This is a genomic window from Cypionkella sp., from assembly GCF_030652235.1.
Lineage (GTDB): Bacteria > Pseudomonadota > Alphaproteobacteria > Rhodobacterales > Rhodobacteraceae > Cypionkella.
Map to the genome: position 1 here is coordinate 88,726 of NZ_JAUSBA010000040.1, position 22,481 is coordinate 111,206.

16 protein-coding genes are annotated in these 22,481 nt (G+C 60.1%); all 16 read left to right on the plus strand.

What is annotated here, in order from left to right:
• Positions 1-124 precede the first annotated feature (124 nt).
• Positions 125-1,456 carry a type VI secretion system baseplate subunit TssK gene (gene tssK, locus Q7V03_RS13540; RefSeq protein ID WP_304926121.1) on the plus strand — a complete coding sequence of 444 codons (1,332 nt, stop codon included), beginning with the start codon at positions 125-127 and terminating at the stop codon, positions 1,454-1,456.
• Positions 1,453-3,156: a type VI secretion system protein TssL, long form gene (tssL, locus tag Q7V03_RS13545; protein ID WP_304926122.1), complete on the plus strand. Its 1,704-nt coding sequence runs from the start codon at positions 1,453-1,455 to the stop codon at positions 3,154-3,156. The genes tssK and tssL overlap by 4 nt, the downstream gene beginning before the upstream one ends.
• A complete protein-coding gene (gene tssM, locus Q7V03_RS13550) occupies positions 3,153-6,728 on the plus strand; it encodes a type VI secretion system membrane subunit TssM (protein WP_304926123.1) in 3,576 nt (1,191 codons plus the stop codon). The genes tssL and tssM overlap by 4 nt, the downstream gene beginning before the upstream one ends.
• Positions 6,729-6,743: 15 nt before the next feature.
• Positions 6,744-7,370 carry a type VI secretion system-associated protein TagF gene (gene tagF / locus Q7V03_RS13555; protein WP_304926124.1) on the plus strand — a complete coding sequence of 209 codons (627 nt, stop codon included), beginning with the start codon at positions 6,744-6,746 and terminating at the stop codon, positions 7,368-7,370.
• Between the two features lie 78 nt (positions 7,371-7,448).
• Complete coding sequence (locus tag Q7V03_RS13560) at positions 7,449-8,189, plus strand: PP2C family serine/threonine-protein phosphatase (protein ID WP_304926125.1); 741 nt, start codon at positions 7,449-7,451, stop codon at positions 8,187-8,189.
• Complete coding sequence (locus Q7V03_RS13565; RefSeq protein ID WP_304926126.1) at positions 8,186-10,756, plus strand: serine/threonine-protein kinase; 2,571 nt, start codon at positions 8,186-8,188, stop codon at positions 10,754-10,756. The genes Q7V03_RS13560 and Q7V03_RS13565 overlap by 4 nt, the downstream gene beginning before the upstream one ends.
• A 111-nt stretch (positions 10,757-10,867) precedes the next feature.
• Complete coding sequence (locus Q7V03_RS13570) at positions 10,868-12,718, plus strand: type VI secretion system Vgr family protein (protein ID WP_304926127.1); 1,851 nt, start codon at positions 10,868-10,870, stop codon at positions 12,716-12,718.
• On the plus strand, positions 12,718-13,314 hold the full coding sequence (locus Q7V03_RS13575; protein WP_304926128.1) for a hypothetical protein: 597 nt from the start codon (positions 12,718-12,720) through the stop codon (positions 13,312-13,314). Before Q7V03_RS13570 ends, Q7V03_RS13575 begins: the two co-directional genes overlap by 1 nt.
• A 41-nt stretch (positions 13,315-13,355) precedes the next feature.
• A complete protein-coding gene (gene tagH, locus Q7V03_RS13580) occupies positions 13,356-14,609 on the plus strand; it encodes a type VI secretion system-associated FHA domain protein TagH (RefSeq protein ID WP_304926129.1) in 1,254 nt (417 codons plus the stop codon).
• Positions 14,610-14,782: 173 nt separating this feature from the next.
• Positions 14,783-16,081: an ImpA family type VI secretion system protein gene (locus tag Q7V03_RS13585; protein WP_304926130.1), complete on the plus strand. Its 1,299-nt coding sequence runs from the start codon at positions 14,783-14,785 to the stop codon at positions 16,079-16,081.
• A gap of 131 nt (positions 16,082-16,212) precedes the next feature.
• Positions 16,213-16,737 carry a type VI secretion system contractile sheath small subunit gene (tssB, locus tag Q7V03_RS13590; RefSeq protein WP_054008451.1) on the plus strand — a complete coding sequence of 175 codons (525 nt, stop codon included), beginning with the start codon at positions 16,213-16,215 and terminating at the stop codon, positions 16,735-16,737.
• A 59-nt stretch (positions 16,738-16,796) separates the two neighbouring features.
• The gene (gene tssC, locus Q7V03_RS13595; protein WP_304926131.1) at positions 16,797-18,284 is read left to right on the plus strand and encodes a type VI secretion system contractile sheath large subunit; all 1,488 of its coding nucleotides are present in this window, start codon (positions 16,797-16,799) and stop codon (positions 18,282-18,284) included.
• Between the two features lie 72 nt (positions 18,285-18,356).
• Positions 18,357-18,857, plus strand: coding sequence for a type VI secretion system tube protein Hcp (locus Q7V03_RS13600; RefSeq protein ID WP_304926132.1), 501 nt, complete (start codon positions 18,357-18,359; stop codon positions 18,855-18,857).
• A 99-nt stretch (positions 18,858-18,956) separates the two neighbouring features.
• Positions 18,957-19,511, plus strand: a complete 555-nt coding sequence (gene tssE / locus Q7V03_RS13605; RefSeq protein ID WP_304926133.1) for a type VI secretion system baseplate subunit TssE — start codon at positions 18,957-18,959, stop codon at positions 19,509-19,511.
• Entirely contained in the window at positions 19,508-21,445 is a 1,938-nt protein-coding gene (tssF, locus tag Q7V03_RS13610) for a type VI secretion system baseplate subunit TssF (RefSeq protein ID WP_304926134.1), read from the plus strand. Before tssE ends, tssF begins: the two co-directional genes overlap by 4 nt.
• Complete coding sequence (gene tssG / locus Q7V03_RS13615; RefSeq protein WP_304926135.1) at positions 21,442-22,437, plus strand: type VI secretion system baseplate subunit TssG; 996 nt, start codon at positions 21,442-21,444, stop codon at positions 22,435-22,437. Before tssF ends, tssG begins: the two co-directional genes overlap by 4 nt.
• Positions 22,438-22,481 lie beyond the last annotated feature (44 nt).

Here is a 22,481-nt window from a genome sequence, read left to right on the forward strand (position 1 = left end):
GCGCTGCAAACTGGAAGTAGATTTTGCTTTATACCGCCGCTGTTTTTTCTAGGTGGCAGATTTAGACGCGCTATTGTGGGCCAAAACGCCACCCCGGCCTGATGTTTGATGGATTGAGGTTTGCATGTCTTGGTTTAGCAAGGTTGCGTGGAAGGAAGGGCTGTTCTTGCAGCCGCACCATTTGCAGCAAAGTGACCGCTATGTGGAAAAGCTGATCGAGGCGCGGGTGCGGCATGTCTCGCCCTATCCTTGGGGCATCGAGGAGATGCGGGTCAATCGCGACCGTTTGCAGCAGGGGCGAATTGAATTGGCCTCGGTGGTGGGGATTTTTCCGGATGGCACGCCGTTTGAAGCGCCGGGGATTTCGCCTTTGCCGCGCGCGGTTGAGGTGCCTGCCGGGTCGGATGGGTTGGGGGTTTGGCTGACGCTGCCCGATCAGGTGATGAACGGCCGCGAAGTGGCGATGGAGGCCGAGGCGGGCTCTCGCTATGTTTTGGGGGCCGAGACGGTGGCGGATTCGGCGTCTGCGTTGCGGTTGGAGCAGCAGATTGAGGTCGCTTCACCTCGGCTGGAGTTGGACATTCGCGCCACCGCGAAGCCCGGCTATCAGTGCATCAAGATCGCGCGGATCGTGGAAGTGCGCGACAATGTGGTGATTTTGGACGACGCGTTTCCGCCGCCGTTGCTGACGATCTCGGCGCATGGCGTGGCTTTGGGCTGGCTGGACCGGGTGATTGGTTGGGTGGAAACCAAGCTGGAGTCTCTGGCGCGCTATGCGGCGGACCCGTCGGCGGCGGGCGGGTTGCAGGCGGCGGATTACTTCATGTTGCTGTGTTTAAATAGGCAGATCAACGTGTTGCGGCACTTTCGGCAATCGCGCTATGTGCATCCAGAGCGGCTGTATGAAGAGTTGCTGCGGTTCTCGGGGGAGTTGTGGACGTTTGATCAGGATAAGCGCTTGGCGCCGCCCTATGACGCCTATGACCATGCCGATCTGAAGGGCTCGGTCGAGCCTGTGGTGCGCGATATTCAGCGGTTGCTGAGCCGCGATGTGGGCCGGGCGACGCGGTTGGATTTGGTGCAGGTGCGGCAGAATTCCTATCTGGCGCAGGTGCCGGATCGGAATTTGTTCCGCGATGCGACGTTTGTGGTGGAGGTGGAGAGTTCGCGGGCTTTGACCCTGGTGCAGCAGCAGTTTCCTCTGCTTTGCAAGGTCGGGCCGAACACCCGGATGTCCGAGATTGTGAACAACAACCTGCCGGGGATCGAGTTGATCCATATTCCGACGCCGCCCCGGCAGATCCGCGCGGTATCGCGCAATGTGTATTTCATTCTGGAGAAGAACTCGCCGCTGTGGCGGGAGTTTTCGACCGCGCCCGCGATCGGGATGCATTTCGCCGGGGATTGGCCTGATCTGAAGATGGAGTTGTGGGCCATCATGGAGACTAAAGCATGAGCGGCAGCGGCGATGGCAAAGACAAGACCGTCATTGGCGGGATGGGGATGCCACAGCCGTTGCCGGGTGGGGTGAGCCCGATGCCGGGGGGCAAAAGGCCGGTCAGCCCGAATGAGCGCACGGTGATCGGTGGTGCGTTGCCGGGGGCGGGCGGGGCGTTTGGGCCGGGCGGGTTTGGGCCGCAGGGCGGGATGCCGCCTGCGGCGTCGCCGGGGTTTTCGGGGGAAGCGGATGCTTGGGGTGTGCCTGCGCCTGCGCCCGCTGGTGGCGGTCAGGGTGGTTTTGCACCAATCCCGCCCGCATCTGCGCATCCGGGGGTGAATGGCCCTGGCTTTGGTGGGCAACCGTTTGGTGGGCAGCCTGCGCCGCGGCCGGTGGCGGGGGCGTTTGCGCAGCCGGATCAGTTTTTCCCGGATACCTCGACGGCTCAGCCCACAAATTACGCCAATACCGGGCCGAAGATTGATCTGCGTCGCGCGTTGGTGGCGAAGGGGCTGGGGGCGGGTGGGCCGAAAAGCCCGATGTTGGCAGCAGCGGCCAATCTGTTGATCTTGTTCGGGCGCTTGCGGACTCAGATGGTCGAGATGGAGGCGGTTCCGTTGATGGAATACGTCACCCGCGAGATTGAAGGGTTTGAGGAGAATTGCCTGAAAGGCGGCGTGGACGCGCATCAGACGCAGGTGGCGAAGTATCTGCTGTGCGGCACGGCGGATGATATCGTGCAGAATATCCCCGGCACCGATCGGCATTTGTGGATTCAATATTCAATGGTGGCGCGGTTCTTCAACCGGCGCACCTCGGGCGTGGGGTTCTTTCAAGAGGTTGAGAAGGCGTTGCAAGCCCCGGCGCAGAACTTCCAGCTTTTGGAATTGGCGATGACCTGCCTCAGCCTTGGGTTTGAGGGGCAATATCGCTCGGCCCTGAATGGTGCTGTGGAATTGGCACGGGTGCGGGGGATGATTTACGACAGCCTGCGCCGGGTGCAGAACCGCCCCGACGATGATATTTCGCCGCGCTGGCAGCCGGTTATGGTCGGTGGGCGGCGGCGGTTTGGGGGAACGCCGCTTTGGGTGATCGGATCGGTGCTGGGGGTGGTGCTGATGGGGGCTTACTTTGGCCTGTCGACACTGATCGCGCAGGAAGGCTCTGTGGTGTCGCAGCGGTTGCTGTCTCTGACGCCGACTTCGAAGATTTCGCTGGTACGTGCGGTGGCGTTTACGCCGTTAGAGGTGGTGCCTGTCAGCGAAAGCAGCCAGTTGGATCGGCTACAACAGAAGATGAAGGACGACATTGCCAGCGGCTTGGTGGCGGTCGATATCAAGGGTGATTTCATCTTTGTCCGCGTCAGCAACGCAACGCTGTTTGCCAGTGGCAAGGCGGAAACCAAACCAGAATTCAATGACTTGGCGGCGCGGATAACGGCGGCTTTGGATAAGGAACCGGGGCCGGTGCTCGTCTGGGGTTACACCGATAACGTGCCGATGTCGGGGCGCGGGCGGTTCAAGAACAACCACGATCTGTCGCAGGCACGCGCCGAAGCGGTGCAAAAGGTGCTTGCTGTGGGCATGACCGACCCCAGCCGCTTTGAGGTTGAGGGCAAGGGCGAGGCCGAGCCAATTGGCGACAATGCCACCGATGAGGGGCGCGCAGCCAACCGTCGGGTTGAGATTATGATCAAGCGGGAAGAGACTTTGCAATGAAATGGCTAAAGTTGACGCTGATTTTGATCGGGTTTCTGGCGTTCTCTGCGGTGGTCTGGTTCGCAGGGCCGCTGATTGGCTTTGGCGAGGCGCATCCGTTTGATCCGGTCTGGGTGCGAGCGCTGATCATTGGATTGCTGGCGCTGGTGCTGCTGGTCTGGGGGCTGGTAGCCCTTTTGCGGCGGCGCAAGGGCAGTGCGGCACTGGAAAAGGCGATTGTGGTCGATTCGCCTGCGGGCGATGGGCGCGAATTGGCCAGCCGAATGACGGCAGCTTTGAGCACGCTGAAGAAATCAGGAAATTCAAAGACTTATCTGTATGATATGCCTTGGTATGTGATCATCGGGCCGCCCGGTTCGGGGAAAACCACGGCGCTGGTGAACAGCGAGATCAAGTTTCCTTTGTCGGGTCAACAGGGCGGATTGCAGGGTTTTGGCGGCACGCGCTATTGCGATTGGTGGTTCGCCGAAGACGCCGTGATGATCGACACGGCGGGGCGCTATACCACGCAGGACAGTGATGAGGGCACGGATAAGGCCTCGTGGACGGCGTTCCTGAACCTGTTGAAGAAAAACCGACCCAAGCAGCCGATCAACGGGGTGATTTTGGCGATTTCGGTGGCCGATCTGATGAACGCGGGGCCAGATAAGATCACCGCCCATGCCGAGACGATCCGGGCGCGGTTGGGCGAGATTCACGAGACGCTGAAGGTGGATTTCCCGGTTTATGTGATGTTCACCAAGGCCGATCTGATCGCGGGATTTCGTGAGTATTTCGCATCTTTCGCAGCGGGGCGGCGGAAGAAGGTTTGGGGTGCGACATTCCAGACCGAAAACCGCAAAGAGCAGACCTTTGATCGGGTTGGCACCGAGTTTGATGCGCTGGTGGCGCGTCTGTCGGACGAGGTGATTGATCGGTTGTCGGAAGAACCCGATGGCGTGAACCGGATCGCGATTTTCGGGTTGCCGGGACAGATGGCGATGTTGAAGGACGAGGTGGAATCGTTCCTGCGGCAGGTGTTTGAGCCGACGCGGTATAAGACTTCGGCCATTCTGCGCGGGTTCTATTTCACCTCTGGCACGCAAGAAGGCACGCCGATTGATCAGGTTTTGGGCGCGATGAGCCGGAGCCTTGGCGTGCAGGCGCAACTGTCGGGCAGGGGCAAAAGTTTCTTCCTGCATGACTTGTTGACCAAGGTGATTTTCGGCGAACAGGGCTGGGTTTCCTATGATCGCAAGGCGGTGCGGCGGGCGTCTGTGCTGCGAATCGGGCTGACCACGGCGATGTTTTTGGCCTCGGCTGGCATCCTGGCGGCTTGGGGCTATAGCTATCTGAACAACCGCACGCTGGTGGCCTCGGCGCAGGCGGCGATGGCAGATTACGAGTTGGCCGCGACGGAGGATTTGCAGGCGATTGAGGTGAAGGACACCGATTTTCTGCGCATCAGCAATGAGTTGAAGCTGTTGCGCACGATGCCGTCGGGCTTCGAGTCGCCCGAGGAACCCGAGGGCGATTGGACGCGTGGCTTTGGGTTGTCGCAGCAGGGCGCGATCCGGCAGGCGGCGCGGGATTCTTATGCGCAGGCGCTAGAGCGGTTGTTGCGGCCTCGGTTGGTGTTGCGGGTCGAAGGCCAGTTGCAGCAGTTCGTTTTGGCGAATGAGCCGATCCCGATTTATGAGACGTTAAAGGTGTATAAGTTGCTGGGCGGGGCTGCGCCTGCGCCGCAGGATGATTTGGTGAAAACATGGTTCCATGATGATTGGGAGCAGGTGTTGTTCCCCGGCATCAACGAAGAACCGGCGCGGGATATGTTGAACAAGCATCTGGCGGCAATGCTGGAGTTAGACGATACCACCGCCCCAACGGTGGAATTGAACGCCGATCTGGTCGCCAAGGCGGAAGTGATTTTGGCGCGGATGTCGGTGGCGGATCAGGCGTATTCTTTGATCGTGGCGACTGCGCCCGTATCAGGGCTGCCGGATTTCAACGTGGTGGAACGCGCGGGGCCGGATGCGCGGCTGGTGTTTGAGACGGCGGATGGCTCGGACCTTGGCACGCTGACGGTGCCGGCACTTTATACCTATGCCGGGTTCAATGATTTTTTCCTAGAGCAGTTGGCGGCGGTTGCGCATAAGCTTGAAACCGAACAATGGGTTATGGGAGAACAGGCGGCGGCGGCGAAGGTGGATGAGCAGTTGTCGCGACTGGGCCCGCAATTGCTGGCGCGCTACCGCGAGGATTATCTGGCGGCTTGGGATGCGGTTTTGTCGAACATCAAACTCGCGCCGATGGCAGCGGACAAGCCGGCTTATCTGGCGTTGTCGGCGGCATCTTCGCCCACCACTTCGCCGATTTTGAAGCTGGTCGAGGGGATTTCGGCGGAAACCAAGCTGACGCAACCGTTGGTGCCAGAGGGCGTGGCAGATCAGGCCTCGGCGGATGCAGGGGCTGTGGCCGGGGCGATCAGCCAAGCGGGCAGCGATGTGACGCAGATGATCGCCAGCCGGACCAGTGGCTTGCAGCGGATCGGCCTTGATATCGCGCTGGCGGCGGGGAAATCGCAGAAACGTGCGGGGGCGGCGGCGGGCGCTGGGCCGACGATACCGGGGGCGGATATTGAGGCGCAGTTTGCGGAATATCACGCCCTGTTGGAGGGCACGCCGGGGATGCGGCCGATTGATGCTTTGCTGAACTCATTGGGGGCGATCCAGCAGGGCTTGGTCATCGCGGCTGGGTTCAATCAGGCGGAAGCCAATGCACAGATACCGGCGCTGATTGGGCAGTTGAAGACGGCGGCCAGCCGTTTGCCGCCGGAATTGGCGCGGATGGTCGGCGAGGCGGTGGATAATTTTGAGGGCGATGCGGCCTCAACCGCGGTGGCGCAGATCAACGCGGATCTGACCTCGCAGGTGACGGCGGTGTGCGAAGGCATTGTCGACGGGCGCTATCCGTTCAGCAAAAGCCCAGGCAGGCAGGTGCCGCTTTCGGAGTTTGCGCAGTTGTTTGCCCCCGATGGCGTGCTGGACCGGTTCTTCAATGCCAATCTGGCGATCCACGCCAATATGGGCGCGGGGGATTGGACATGGCGGGACGATAGCCCGCTGGCGAAGAAGCTAAGCTTGCAAAGCCTGCGGCAGTTTCAGAAGGCGGCGGCGATCCGGGATGCGTTTTTTCCGGGGCGATCTCCGGTCGTCAAGCTGGATGTGACGGTGAACCAGATCACCGCGCATGACCGGATCAAGCAATCGATTCTGGTGATTGATGATCAGCCGATCCAGATGCGCAAGGCTGGCAATACGCCGGTGACGGTGACGTGGCCGGGGGGCGCGGGGAACACTTTGGTGCAGTTGTTGCCCGAGATGAACAACCGCGAAAGCCAGATCATGTATCAGGGGCCGTGGGCGCTGTTGCAGTTCATTCGTGACGGCAATCCACGCCAGATCGGCGATGTGATGCAGGTGGATTATGTGATCGGCGGGCGCAACATCACCTATGAAATCCGGGTCAATGCTCTGGTCAACCCGTTCAACATGGCGGAATTGCGCGAGTTTCGCTGCCCAACTGGTCTGTAGAGGGGGGGGCTTTAGATGCTGGCACTCTATGGCAAACATCCGTCGAAGGGGGATTTCATCGGCGGCGGTTTGCCGGTTCAGACTGGGTTGGAGGGCTGGCTGGATGCAGCTTTAGCCGAGGCGCGGCATAGTTTGGATGTGGAGTGGGAAACGGTTTGGGGATCAGCGCGACCCTTGCGATTTTGGATTGGGCCGAGCGTTTGGGGTGAGACCGTGGCCGGGGTTTTAAGCCCAAGTGCCGATAAGGTCGGGCGGCGGTATCCGTTGCTGATCGCCGGGTTTGCGGCGGAGTGCCCACCTTGCCCAGTGATTGATCCGGCGCAGGATTGGCACGCAGGCATTGAGGCAAAATTGGTGGAATTGCTCGCGGGTGAGGCCGCCGAACTGAACGGTTTTTCGCTCCCCTGCCCTGCCGCGATGCCCGCTGGCCCGCCAGCGTTTTGGGCCGCTAGGCCCGGTGCAGATGTGGTTGGGTTGTTGGAGGATATTGCAATCACCGATCACCACCGCGCCAGCCACAACCGCAGTTATTGGTGGCTCGCGGGCGCCGACGTCGGCCATTCTCAGGTTTGGGCGGGCGAGGGTTTGCCCTCGGGCCATGTGATCGCGTGGTTTTTGCGGGGCTATGCCGAGAATGGCTAGGCAGATGCACAGATTTCCGCCTAAGCTGCCGGGATATATTCAGCCCGTTGGGCAAGATTGTTTCAAATGGGTGGGTCGATGATCGAGGCTCCATTTCAATTCGAGACCGGGGCCGCGACCGATACGGGCCGCGTGCGCGATCATAATGAAGACAGTTATCTGACACTGCCCGAAGCCGGGGTTTGGGTGGTGGCCGATGGCATGGGCGGGCATCACGCGGGCGATTTTGCCAGTCGGACGATTGTGGAAAGTGTGGGGTCTTTGGGCCGCCCGGTTTCCGCGCCCGATCTGCAAGCGCGGTTTATGGATCGGTTGCTGCGGGCGCATCAGTTGATCCAAGATCAATCGGCGCTGTTGAACGGGGCCACGGTGGGCGCGACCTTGGTGGCGCTGCTGGCGTTTGATCAGCATTTTGCTTGTGTGTGGTCGGGCGACAGCCGGATTTATCTGCTGCGCGCGGGGCAGTATACGCAGGTCACGGTGGATCATACCGAGGTGAATGAGCTGTTGCGCACTGGCGCGATCACGGCGGAGCAGGCGCTGACTTGGCCGCGCCGCAATGTGATCACGCGGGCGATTGGGGTGCATGCATCGCCGCAGACCGATGAGCGTTCGGGTGGGCTGGCGAATGGCGATGTGTTCCTGCTGTGTTCAGATGGGCTGACCGAGCATGTCGAAGACCATGAGATGGCCGAGGCTTTGACCCGCTTTGCGCCGCAAGCCGCCTGCGATGCGCTGATAGAACTGACCTTGCAGCGCGGGGCAAAGGATAATGTGACGGTGGTGGTGGTGAAGGTCGCCGCGAGGGCATGGCAATGAGCGACACGCCGAACACGGGCCCCAATCATGCGACCACGGTGGCTTCCGGCACCTTGATCATGGGCACGTACGAGATTGAAAAGCTGATCAACTCGGGCGGTATGGGCGAGGTTTACCGGGGCCGGAATATCCACAATGACGAGCCTGTGGCGATCAAGATCGTACTGCCATCGTTGGCGCATGATCCAAAGATCGTGGCTTTGTTCCAGAAGGAAAGCACCACGCTGTCGCGGCTGAGCCACGAGGCGATTGTGCGCTATCATGTGTTCACCGTCGATCCGACCATCGGGCGGCCTTGCATGGTGATGGAATTTGTCTCTGGCACTTCGATGTCGGACCGCATTGAGCAAGGGCCGATGCCCGTTGAAGATGTGCGGGTGATGCTGCGGCGGGTGGCCTCGGGGTTGGACAAGGCGCATCGGGCCGGGGTGGTGCATCGCGATCTGTCGCCGGACAATGTGATTTTGGAAGACGGCCATGTTGAACACGCCAAGCTGATCGACTTTGGCATCGCGAAATCCACCGCTTTGGGGGCGGGCACACTGCTTCAGGGGCAGTTTGCTGGCAAGTTCAACTGGGTGTCGCCCGAGCAGTTGGGGGCGTTTGGCGGCACCGTGGATGGGCGGTCGGATATATACTCACTGGCTTTGGTGACGGCGGCGGCGAGCAAGGGTGAAGTGTTGCCGATGGGTGCGTCGATTGTCGATGCGGTCGGCAAGCGTTCTGGCGTGCCGGATTTAACCGGGGTGGATGAAGGCTTGGTGCCGCTGCTCAGTTGGATGTTGCAGCCTGATCCGGCTTTGCGGCCTGACAGCATGGCGAAGGTGATGGCAGCGGTGGACAATCCGGCTTTGGTGCCGCAGATCGCTGCGCCTGCGCCGAAAGCACCTGATCCGAACCGCACAGTGATTGGCGGGGCTTTGCCGATCCAACAGCCGAAGCTGGTGCCTGCAGCACCCATTGAAGCTGCGGTTTCGGTGGCTTCGGTATCGGTGGCACCTGTGGCGGTGAAAACCTCGGCTCCGGTTGGGGCCACGGTGATCGCGGCTGTGACGCAGGCTCCGGAAAGCGAAGATGTCAGCCCGTTTGGTGCGCCGGGCGTGGCGGCGGTCGCACGGCCTGTGCAGGTCGAGCCGCTGGTGGTCAAGAACAACAAAAGCGGTTTGATCGCGGTGTTGGCGCTGCTGGCATTGGGCGGTGGGGCTGCGGGGGCGTATTTCGGCGGGATATTTGACAGCACAGTGGTGCCTGTGGCGGGCGAAAGTCAGGCAGAAGCCGAGGCGCGGGTGAAGGCTGAAGCAGAAGATAAAGCCGCCGCTGAACGGGCCGCAGCCGAGGCAAAAGCGGCAGCAGATGCCGCAGCGACCAAGGCAGCCGAGGATACGGCGGCTCTCAAGGCTGCTGCGGATGCCAAAGCCGCAGAGGATGCGGCCAAGCAGGCCGAGCTAGATGCAGCGGCACAGAAGGCGGCGGACGAGCTTGCCGCACAAAAAGCCGCTGATGAGGCGGCCGCAAAACTGGCGGCGCAGCAGAAAGCGGCCGAGCAGGCGGCGGAGCAGAAAGCGGCGGATGCGGCAGCGGCACAAAAGGCCGAGGCGGATGCAGCGGCCAAGCAGGCTGCGGATGAAGCCGCCGCTAAACAGGCCGCAGATGCGGCAGCGGCACAGAAGCTGGCCGAGGAAGCGGCGGCGCAAAAAGCGGCGGATGAGGCAGCCGCTACGCGGGCGGCTGAAGCCGAGGCGCAACGGCTGGCGAAGGAAGCGGCGGCGAAACAGGCAGCGGATGAGGCGGCGGCAAAGCAGGCAGCCGAGGCTGAGGCTGCCGCGGCTGAGGCTGCGGCGCAGAAGGCTGCCGAGGAAGCCGCTGCAGCCCAGAAACTGGCGGATGAGGCGGCTGCCAAGAAGGCCGCTGAAGAAGCGGCGGCGAACGCCGATCCGTTGACGGCTCAGTTGGCCTATTTTGCCGGACTTAAGCCGCCGCTGTGTGCTTTGGTGACATTGAAAGATGCCAAGGCCACAGGCTTTGGGCTGGATGGCTATACGGCGGACCCGGCGGCTTTGGCCAGCTTTGCGAAAGACTGGCAGGCCGCGACGCAGACCACACCCAACCTTGCTATCCACGCGATCAACGCAGCCCAATGCCCGCTGATTGAATTTGCCACCCGCTACCCCGCGCCGGATGTCGATCCGCTGGCGGTGGTGATGCAGACGACGGGTGAGGTGGTGAAAAGTGGCGCCAATGTCAGCGGAAAAGTCGAAGGGCTGGAGGGGCGAAATTTCGCACTGTTCATCTTCTCGGAAGGCGGCGGCGCGACCAATCTCAAGCCTTGGACCACGATGGGCAGCGATGGTACCGCCAGTTTTGAGTTCAACCTGACGCTAGAGGCAAACGCCCCGCCCGCGCCGCAGATTCTGCTGGCGATGGTGACGGACAAGCCGTTACCGGCGCTGGATAAGGTGCCTGCGGGGGTGACGGCGCAGTCGCTGATGCCGTTTCTGGAAAAGCAGTTAGAGAAAGCCGGCATGAAACCGACGCTCAGCTTTGCCTATTTCCGGCTGGAGAACTGACCGGGCGCGAGCGCGGCTTTTCTTGCCAGATTGTAGCGGCTTGATGTAAAGTTGCAGGTATCCGGGGTTATTTTCCCCAGCCTGCCCGTTTTTGTTGAAAGCGATATCCAGATGCCCACGACCTTTTCCCAAGACAATCGCATCGGTCGGATGTTCACGCCGTTGCCGGCGAACGACTTGGTGCTGGTTGAGTTTTCTGGCAGCGAGGCGGTGAACGCGATCAGTCAGTTTCGCGTCAAGGCCCTGTCCGCCAAACCGATTTCAGAAATCGAACCCTTGCTGGGCGAAGCCATTGCGATCGAGGTTGTCACCCCGTTGGGCAATGTGCGCGATTTTCACCAGATGGTGGATGCGATCCGCTATCTCGGCCCCGAAGGCTTGAACCACATCTACGAATTCGAACTGCGCCCGTGGTTCTGGCAGTTGTCACGGCGGATCAACTACCGGATTTTCCACGAGCAAAACGTCATCGACGTGATCCGGAAGATCGTCGATGAATATGGCAATTCCGAGGTGGCGGGCTTTATCGACCTGACCGACGGCAGCTTCCCCGAAATGGAATATGTGGTGCAATATGGCGAATCCGACATGGAGTTTCTGTGTCGGCTGATGGAGCGTTTCGGGATCAACTACCATTTTCAGATGGAGAAAACCCGGCATACTTTGGTGCTGACCACTGGCGCGGATGCGTTCAGCGATGCCCCGGCCGCGCCACGCGCGTTCAGCCCTTTGGGCAACCGGGGCGATGCCACGCCCGAGCATTTTGAGGCTTGGTCACCGCATCGGCAGTTGACCACAGGTTCAGTGCGCTTGGTCGATTACAATTTCAAAACCCCCGCGATGAATTTGGAAGTCAGCCGCGAAGATCTGCGTGGCTTTGTCGGTGCCAATTTGGAGAGTTTTGGCTATCCGGGTGGCTATCTCAAACCCGCCGAGGGCACGCCGCTGGCCCAGCGCCAACTGGATGGGCACCGCGGGGGCATGGCGTCCGTGCGCGCGCAGGGCAATGCCGCAAGTCTGGGTGCTGGTATGAAGTTTCCGCTTTCGGCCCATTCCGATGAAGGACAATTGGACGAATATGCGGTGCTCGCGGCGCAGCATTTCGTCTCGAATGGCAGCTTCCGCTCGGGAAGCACGGCGTCGGACACCGCCTATCAGGGCTCTTACATGCTGACCCGCAGCGCCAACCCGATTGCACCGCAGCGGTTGACCCGGCCACCGCGCGTGCTGGGTCCGCAGACGGCGGTGGTGGTCACCGGGGCAGAGGGCGACATTGACGAATTTGGCCGCATCAAGGTTAAGTTCTTCTGGGCACCTGACGATGTATCGATGTATTGCCGCGTCTCGCAGATCTGGGGCCAAGATGAATGGGGAACCATCTTTATCCCGCATGTCGACATGGAAGTGATTGTTGAGTTTCTCGATGGTGACCCAGATCGGCCCTTGGTGACAGGCTGTGTCTGGAACCAGAAAAATCGCCCGCAGATGCCGGACAACCACCTGACCAGCGGCTTTAAGACCGTGCGCAACAACCAGCTTTTTTTCTATGACACCGAAGGCAAGGAAGAAATCTACATCCGTGCGCAGCGGGATATGACGCGGGATGTGATGCACGACGACAAATCCACCACCCACGGCAAGCAAACTCTGAAGATCGACGCCAGCAAAAGCGAAAGCGTCGGCGGCAGTTCTTCGTCTTCGGTTGGCGGCGATATGTCTACCTCGGTCAGCGGCGCTGAAACCCATAAGGTGAAGGGCAGCCTGTCGATTGAATCAAAAGAGAAGATCGAGTTGAAGGTCGGGTCATCCAGCATCACGATTGATCAAACCTCGATCAAGATCAAAGCCTTGACGGTGGAGGTTGAAGCCACCGCCGAGTTGAAAACCAAAGCGGGCGCGATGGCCACGCATGACGGGGGGGCGATGATGGTGATCAAAGGCGTTCTGGTGACGATCAATTGATGGGCAGCGCATCTGACACCACGCCGCCCGTCAGCATCGCCCCCGCACCGGGTCTGCGGGTACAACTGGCGCGTCAGCTGTTCGGCACCATGCCGGAGATGGCGGATGATATTGTGGCAAGACCGGGCGAAGGCGAGCATGTGTTCGACTTTTGCCGCCGCCTGCGCTTGGGCGAGACGCCGGAGGAGGCAATCTCACTGATGGCCTTTGCCTTGCAGCCACGGCCTGCGGTGTGGTGGGGGCATGAATGTCTCAAGGCAGCCCCCGAGCTGCTGACCGATCAGGACCGTGAGATGTTGGCGCTTTGCGAGGCTTGGGTGGCGGAACCGACCGAGCCCAACCGCTACCGCGCTTTGGATGCAGGGCTGCATGTCGCTGTGCGGGGGCCGGGGGCTTGGCTGGCGCTGGCGGTGGGCTGGGCTTCGGGCTCGATGGCACCAGAAGGTTTGCCGCCCGCACTGGTTCCGATGTTTGCGATTGGGCGGGCGTTGAATGCGGGGGTGTTGACGGCACTGGCGCGGGTGCCACAAGACAAGCGGCGGCGGATGCTGGATCATTACGTTGGGATGGCCGAGGTGCTGGCAAAAACCGTGTAAGCCGCCTATCTTAATGTCTTACCTCTTGGAAATGCCCCCCAATGAAACTGATCCTGCGGATTGAGAATTTGGATAGCCTGCCGGACGGTGGCCCGCTGGAGTTTTCGGCCCTGGCGCGCGGCTTTGAAGTGGGCCGCGATTCCGCGATGGATTGGACTTTGCCCGATCCGAACCGCCATATTTCAAGCCGGCACTTCGAGGTGACGTTTCGTGATGGTCAGTTCTGGTTGAACGACATTTCCACCAATGGCACGTTTATCTACGGCGCGTCGATGCGGGTGTCATCGCCCTTGGCTTTGACCCACAATGAACGCTTGCAGGTGGGGCAATATATCATCCGGGTGTTGGTGGTGGACCCTGCCGCTGGGTTTGCGCCACCGCCGCTGACCGCACCTGTGTCAGATCCATGGAGCCTTGCGCCAAGCCCCTCGCCGATGCCGCAATTCTCGACCACGCCCTTGCCGCCGCCGACACGGCCCTCGCAGGCTCTGGCGGGGCAGTTTGGTGACAGTTTCGTCGAAAATCCGCGGCCCGCCAGTTTTGTGCCAACCACGCCACCGCAGGATGTGCCGATTGCCCCACTCGCCAGCCCTTTGCCGCAAGCGGTAACAACGCCGCCCCCGGTGGTAAGTGCGCCTCTGCCGACCCCTCCCGCCTCTGAACCGTTTCCGCTGCGGCCCCTTCCCGCACAGGTCGAGACCCCGGCCGAGGCTTTGCCGCTGCTGGACGCGATCTGCAAAGGCGCGGGGTTGCCTGCGGGCAGTCTTTCGAAGGTGGATGTCACGCAACTTGGCGAAGAGATTGGCAAATCTTTACGCATCGCCACCGAGCAGATGATGGCGCTGTTGGGTGCGCGGGCGGCTGCAAAGCAGTTTGTGAAAAGTTCTAGCCGGACGATGATCGGCGGGATCAACAACTCGCCGCTGAAATTCAAGCCGAACGCGACCGAAGCGCTGACCACGATGTTCGCGCAAAAGACTGAGAGCTATCTGGGGGCGGTGGCAGCGTTTAGCCAAGGCTTTGACGATGTGAAACGCCACCAAACCGCCGTTTACGCCGCGATGCAGCCCGCGCTGGCGCGGTTGTTGGAAGACCTTTCGCCTGAGTCGATTGAAGAACGCTCCACGGGTGGAATCATGTCATCCAAGAAAGCGCGGGCTTGGGAATTGTTTGTCGAACGCTGGGATGCCAAGACACATCCCTATGAAAACGGCATGTTGGATGTGTTTTTGGCTTATTTCTCGGATGCTTATGACGCAGCGGTGAAGTCCGCCACCCCGAAAAACGGCGGTTGACCATGCCGCAGCGCGGCGCTAGCCTTCATATAAGTTTTGCAAAAGGACCGACAATGACTGCCGCATTGATCACCCTTCTTCTTGGCACTGGACTAATGGGCATTGGCCTGCTGGCCGCTTTGCCAAAACCGCAGCCCGTGCGCGTTGCTGCGAACCGCAAGTAATCTTTCCGGATGCGGCTGGATGATCTGATCAAGCCGATCTCCCCGGACGCGCCCTGCGGTGAAGACCTGCTTGCGCTCGATGACCCGGAGTATTGCGACTATTACTTCAACGTCGAAGACCGCCTGCCCACCAGTTACTTCAACATGGTGCGCGGCACGCTGTTTGATGCGAAATCTGTCGATCAAAAGGCCGAGTCGGCGCAGCTGGATGCGCTGCTGAAACGCAGCCGCGATTTGCGCCTGCTGGGGCTTGAGGCAAAATTTCAAATCCTTGCGGGCCGCTTCAAAGGCTTTGCCGATGCGGTGATGGGTTTTGCAGGGCTGATTGAGGCTTATCCCGGCGATGTGCATCCGGTGGACCCCGTGGACCGGCAGAATGCGATTGAGGAGCTGAACGCGCTGGCCACCATCACCGCGCCGCTGGACTATGCGATTTTGCTAACCGACAAGCGGGTTGGCGACATTATCTATCGTGGCTACGGCACCGCCTCGGGCAAAATTCCAACGCGAGAAGCTGAGCAACCGGGCGACGTTGGCAGCATCACCGGAGCGCTGAGTTCTTCTGAAAACGCCAAGACTGTCGATGCGCTGTATGAGCAGTTGACGGGCCTGCGGGGGGCGCTCAAAACCATCATTCAGCTCTGCCAATCCAGCACGCCGCCGTTCTCGCCCAAGCTGGATCGGCTGGACGATAAGCTGGCCGATATTCTGATGATGGTGGTTTCCGCGCGTGGCGATCTGCGGGCAGAGGCGGCCCCGGTGGTTGAGGGTGCCGAAGGCGCGGCTGTCACAGCAAGTGCGCCGGGTGCTACCACCACGATCACAGTGCAAACAGGCACAGCTGAGGTGCCGAACCACCGTGCAGCCTACCAGCTTTTGCAAGCGGTAGAGCGGTATTTTGCCACCACCGAACCCGCGTCTTTGGCCTTGGTTCTGGTGACACAATCGCGGCTGTTGATCGGGCGGCCCTTGGTGGAAGCTTTGGATGCTTTGCTTGAGAACTCCGCGGGTTATGCCTCAATCAGCTTTGGCACCGAGACGGGCTTTGCGATTTCGATGGCGCGGATGCGCGAACTGTCGGGGCAGGCGAATATCTCGTCGGATGATTTCTCAACGCCCGATGAAAATGATCTGCCTGCCCCCGAGGTCGTTAGCCGTGACCATGCTGGGCAAATCCTGAAACAGATCGAAGATTTCTACCGCATGCGTGAACCGGCCAGCCCGATTCCAATCCTACTATTCAAAGCCCGAAATATGCTGTCTAAAGATTTCCACGCGCTGGTGCGCGAATTGATTCCGCCTTCCTGATTTCGTCTGAATTTTGCCTGACTGACCTCCGTTTCCTTTGACCAAATGCCGGTTCTGGCGCAGAATTGAAATCTGTTGACTTGTAGCGCTGGTGCGGCTTTTCTTTTTGTATTTAGAACAGGAGAATTGTGATGGCCTCTTCCGATTCAGCCACCGGCTTCATCAAACGCAACCGTCCGCCGCGTGTGCAGATTTCCTACGCCGATCCGATTGAAGCAAACAAACAGGTCGAACTGCCCTTCGTGATGGGCATCATGTCGGACCTGTCGGGCAACGCCAGCAAGGTTGAAAAGCCCCCCGTTGCCGACCGTGAATTTACCGCTGTAACCTCGGACACGCTGGATGACTACATGGAAAGCGTATCGCCCGGTTTGGCGATCAACGTCGACAACAAACTGGACGCTGAACAAGGCGGCAAGCTTTCGGTCAACCTGAACTTCAAGAAAATGGCCGATCTCAGCCCCGGTGAGATTGCGCGGCAAGTGCCTGCGTTGAACAAACTGCTGGAAGCCCGTCAGCAACTGGCGAACCTTGCCCGCTATATGAACGGCAAGTCCGGCGCCCAAGAGCAGTTGAAGCAGTTGCTGGCTGACCCTGCGCTGATGGCGGCGTTAGATGAACGGCGCGCCGCCGCCAAGCCCGAAGGCGAAGAATAATCCTGCATGGCCGCCGTTGCAGGCTGCCAATTATACAAGATATTTTTTAGGAAACCGACATGGCAACTGAACTGCAACAAGACGGCGGAGCCGGTGGCGCCCTGCATGAGCTGGATGAATTCTCGGCGATCCTGAAGCAAAACTTCAAACCGCGCAGCGATGTCGCCGCGCGAGAGGTTGAAAATGCCGTCGGCACGCTGGTGCGTGAGGCTTTGGCCGATGAGACGGTGATCACCGACGACATTCTGGACACCATCGACAAGATGCTGGCCAAGATCGACGAAAAGCTGTCGCAGCAGGTCAACGAGATCATCCACAACGCCGACTATCAAAAGCTGGAAAGCGCGTGGCGTGGCTTGGCTTACACGGTGAACAACACCGAGTCGGATGCGACACTAAAGCTGCAAGTGATGAACATCTCGAAGACCGAGCTGGACAAAGAACTGCGCGGCTATCCGGGGGCCAAATGGGACCAAAGCCCGCTGTTCAAGAAGATCTACGAGGCTGAATTTGGCCAGTTGGGCGGCCAACCGTTTGGGGCGCTGGTCGGTGACTTTGCGTTCGACCATTCCTCCAGCGACGTGCGCCTGCTGCGCGATCTGGGCAAGATTGCCGCCGCCGCCCATGCACCCTTCATCACCTCGCCCGCGCCAACCCTGATGGGGATGGACAGCTGGAACGAGTTGGGCAATCCGCGCGATCTGTCGACGGTGTTCGACACACCGGATTATGCCGGTTGGAACTCGCTGCGCGACTCGGAAAACTCGCGCTATATCGCGCTGGCGATGCCGCGGGTCTTGGCACGCGCGCCTTACGGCCAGAATGGCGAGCCGGTGGAAGAGTTCAATTTTGAAGAAACCACGGACGGCCATGAAGGCAAGCAATACGCTTGGATGAACGCCGCCCATGCGATGGCGGTCAACATCAACCGCGCGCATAAAGAATATGGCTGGACGGTGCAAATTCGCGGTGTGACCTCGGGTGGCGAGATTACCGCGCTGCCGGTGCATAATTTCGATACCGGCGATGGCTCCACCGATATGAAATGCCCGACCGAGTTTGCGATCAGCGACCGCCGCGAAGGCGAGCTTTCCAAATCGGGGATCATGCCCTTGATTCACCGCAAGAACACCGACCGCGCCGCATTCTTGGGCGCGCAATCGTTGTACCGACCGAAGAAATACCAGAGCGAAGAGGCCACGGCCTCGGACAATCTGTCTGCGCGCATCCCGTATATCTTCGCGATTTCGCGCTTCAGCCATTACCTGAAGTGCATGGTGCGGGACATGGTCGGTTCAAACCGCGAACAGGCGCAGCTGGAAAAAGAGCTGCAAAACTGGATCAACCAGTATGTTCACGGCAACCCATCCACCGCCTCGGAACGAGAAAAGGCACTGATGCCTTTGGCGGCGGCCAAGGTGGAAGTGATCGCGGATGAAGAAAACCCCGGCTACTATGTCGGCAGATTTTTCCTTCGTCCGCACTACCAGCTGGAAGGCATGGATATCGGGATGAGCCTGGTCTCCAAGCTGCCGTCCGGCAAATAAGTCGCGGCCGGGGGACCAAATACGCATAGTGGCTGCCCCGACAGCTAAAGTTACATTTAAAGGAGAGTACAGATGGCCGGAACAGACATTTTTCTGAAGGTTGGCGGCGGGATCAATGGTGAATCCACCGATGACCAGTTCAAAGAACATTTGAACATCGACAGTTATGGTTGGGGCGTCACCCAACAAGGCACGTTCAGCGCGGGGTCGGGCGCAGGCGGCGGCGCGGGCCGTTCGATGGTGCAGGACATGCATTTCACCAAGCTGATCTGCAAAGCCTCGCCCGAACTGATGATCGCTTGCGCCACCGGCAAACACATCCCGGATGCCACGCTGTATGTGCGCAAGGCCACCGGCGACAAGGCGATGGTGTATTTCCAGTTTGCCATGAAGGACGTGCTGGTGTCGTCGTATCAGACCGGTTCGGGCGGCGGTCAGGGCGCGTTGATCAACGAACAATTCTCGTTCAACTTCCGCGAACTGACCCTGACCTACTGGCAGCAAACAGCCGCTGGTGGCCAAGGTGCCAAGGTCGAGAAGAAATACGACCTCGCCACCAACAAAGCCTCCTAAATGCAAAGGCCGGGCGCGCGCGCTTGCCCGGCCTTTCCCTTTGATCAGCGCTTGACCTATCACCGCTCTCAGGCGACCTGATCTTAAGAAAGTCGGCCTATGGCAGAGCGTGACGGCATTTTCCAAGTCTCTTTGATGAACGTGTTCCGCCAAGCCGCACGCGAGCGGGATGCTTCGGCCCGCGATGATGTGCTGACTGATGCCGATGGCCGGGTGCTGTCAGCCCGCAGCATTGAGCGGCGCGAAGGGGCGGGGCAGGCAACCCTGCGCGATCATCTGGCGATTGATCTGGGCAACCTGATGGCCACGGTGCATCTGGAGGCCACTGTCCCGTTGCATGGCCTCGATTATGTAAAGAAGTCGATTTTGAACTACGGTATCCCCGATATGTCCCGGCTTACGGTGGATGATCACCGCCATGCCCAGGTCGCCCGCGATCTGCGCGACGCGTTGTTGGCGCATGAGCCGCGGTTGATCGCCGAAACCTTGGTGGTGAAAATGCGCCGCCCCGAAGCCGACGCCGCCCAGCGCATCGCCTTTGACATCACCGCCGAGATGGCCGCACGCCCAGTGGATGTGCCTTTAGAGTTTGTCGCCGAGATCGACACCGGGGCCGGCAAAGTCGCGTTGTCGAACCTTGTGGTGCGCGGATGAACCGGGCGTTCCTGGAGGCGTATAACCGTGAGTTGGCCCTGCTGTATGAGGGCGCGAAAGAGTTTGCCGAGGATTTCCCCGGCATTGCCGAGCGTTTGGGTGGGCTGACGCAAGACAACCTTGATCCGGCTGTGGCTGGTCTGTTGGAAGGTGCGGCGTTTATGGCTGCGCGGGTGCAGCTCAAGCTGGACACCGAGTTTGAGACGTTTACCGGCGAGTTGCTCGACCAGTTGCTACCGAATTTCATGGCCCCGACGCCCTCGGCTATCCTTGCGCAAGCCGATCCAAACTATGCCGAGGATGAGCTGGAGAAGGGCAAGAATTTTCCTGCCGGCGCCTATCTGGATGCCCGTTATGTCGACCGGGATCAGCGGATTTCCTGTCGTTTTCGGCTGTCTGCACCATTGACGCTTTGGCCGCTGCGGCTGACCACGGCGCGGTTTGTCTCTGGCCCGACCGGCTTTCAGGCGTTGGGGCTGGATGTGGGCGCGGATACGGCGGGGGGGGTAATCCTGTCGTTCCTGCGCCCCGAGTCCGTCGCCCAAAAGGATAAGCCCGGCAAGCCTGTCGCCGCCATTCAGGCAGACACTCTGCCAATTTACCTGACAGGTGATCTGGGCGAGCAGATCGCAGTTTATGAACATCTTTTCACCAACACCACCCGCGCCACCATCCGCTATCTTGATGCGCGCGGGGACCCGGTATTTCTGCGGCTGGAACCGGGTTGGCTGGATCAAATCGGCTTTGAAGATACCGAGGCGATCTTCCCCGAAGACACCCGCGTGTTCCGCGGCTTTACGCTGCTGCGCGAGTTTTTTCTGTTTCCGCAAAAGTTCTTGGGCTTTCGCCTGCAAGGTCTGCGCAAAGTGTTACCGCGCATCCCGGCGGCGGGTTTTGATCTGATGATCGAGATGAACGCGGTGCGCCCCAGCCTGCCCGCCCGGATTATGGCTGAGAATTTCCGCCTGTTCGCCGCCCCTGCGATCAACCTGTTTGAGGAAAACTGCGCGCAGGTGAAACTTGACACCCTGCGGCACGACTACCTTGTCAGCGCTGATTCCAGTCCCGCCTCACATTACGAAGTGCATCGGATTACTGAGGTTTTCGCCTATTACGCCGGGGTGAAAACCAAAATCCCGGTGCATCCTTTGTATGGGATGCCCGCCGATGTGATGGCCCCGCGTGAGGCGTTGTATTACACCGCCAAACAGCGCCCGCGCCGCCTGACCGCCAAGGAAAAGCGCTTTGGGCAGGTGCAGGGCTATACTGGAACCGAAAGTTTCATCTCGATCTATGAACCGGGCCACTTGGACAGCGCCGAGCGGGTGAAGCGGTTGCAGATCAAGCTGCTGTGTTCGAATCGCCACTTGCCGCAATACCTGCCGATTGCCCAAGGTGGCGCGGATTTCCGGCTGAACGACGACACCGCGATCCCGCTGCGCTGTATCGCCGGGCCGACCAATCCGCGCGAATCGGTGCTGCAACTGGACGAAAGTGCGCCGCATCGTGCCAAGGCAGGCCCGGTGCATTGGCGGCTGATTTCGTTTCTGTCGCTGAATTTTCTGGGCTTAGATAACCGGGGCAGCCGGGATGAGGCAGCGGCGTTGCGCGAACTTTTGACCCTGTTCGCGGATGTCTCGGGCCAGATCACCGAGCGGCAGTTGCAGGGGTTAAAGGCGGTCACCAGCCGCCCCGTCACCCGCACCATCCAGCGCGCAGGCGGCTATCACGCGGCGCGCGGCACCGAAGTGACATTGCGGTTTGATGAGCGGGCGTTTGAAGGCTCGGGGGTGTTTTTGCTGGGCGCGGTGTTGGATCGGTTTTTCGCCGAATATGCCAGCATCAACAGCTTTACCCAACTGGTGCTGACCTCTGACCAACGCGGCATGATCAAAACTTTCCCGCCGCGCACCGGGCAGGGACCGCTGCTATGAGCCCGCGCCGGGATGACCTGAAAGCTGACCCCGCCGCATTTGGCTTTCTGGCGCTGCTGCGTGAGGTGGAACGCGGTCAGCCAGAGCGGCCAAGGATAGGGCGCAACGCCAACCTGCGCGAGGAAATCGTGCGGCTGGGGCAAGAACCGTTTCAGGCCTTCCCCGACCGCAACGTCAGCCAAGTGACGGAAAATACGGATGGAAAGCTGCGGATTCGGTCGAATTTCCTCGGCTATTTCGGTCCGCAGGGCGCTTTGCCGATGAACACCACGTCAGAAGTGTACCAGTGGTATATGTTCAAAGACGAGGCGTTTGTCCGCCTTGCCGACCTGTTCACCAACCGCTTTCAGCAGTTGTTCTTCCGGGCATGGTCGGACGCACGCGGCATCACCCAGTATGATCACCCCGGCGATGATCGGTTTCAAGGCTATGTTGGCGCTGCGGTTGGGCTGGCCTCTCCGTCGTTGCAAGGCCGTGGCACGCTGCCGGATATGGCGCGGCTGCCCTTGGTCGGCATTGCGATGGCGCGGGTGAAAAGCCCGGTACGCTTGCGGCAGATTTTGGAAAGCCTGTGCGGCGTAAGCGTAGAGATTGAAGAAAACGTGCCCGTCTGGCTGGGGTTTGAACCTTTGGATTTGACCCGACTGGGGGCTGCGAATTCGGGACTGGGCCGCGATTGTCGGCTGGGCTCACGGGTGCAATCGGTGAATGAAAAAATTCGCGTCGCGGTGAAAACCGAAAGCCTGCCGCAGTATCAAAGCTTTCTGCCCGGTGGCTCTAGCTTTCAACGGCTGACCGAACTGCTGTTCAGCTATCTGGGGCATGAGACAGAGGTAGAGATCGCACCATCCCTGCCAGCCGATCAGATCAAGGGTGTCGCCTTGGGCAAAAGCGGCGCTTTGGGGTGGACGGGGTGGATCGCACCGCCTGCCGCCCCGCCCGGAACCTACCGATCCGATGCGGTTTTCGCCTCGGATCGCCGCCCCGCCTGACTTCACACAGCCTGACATTTGAAAACTGATTTGAAGGGAAACAC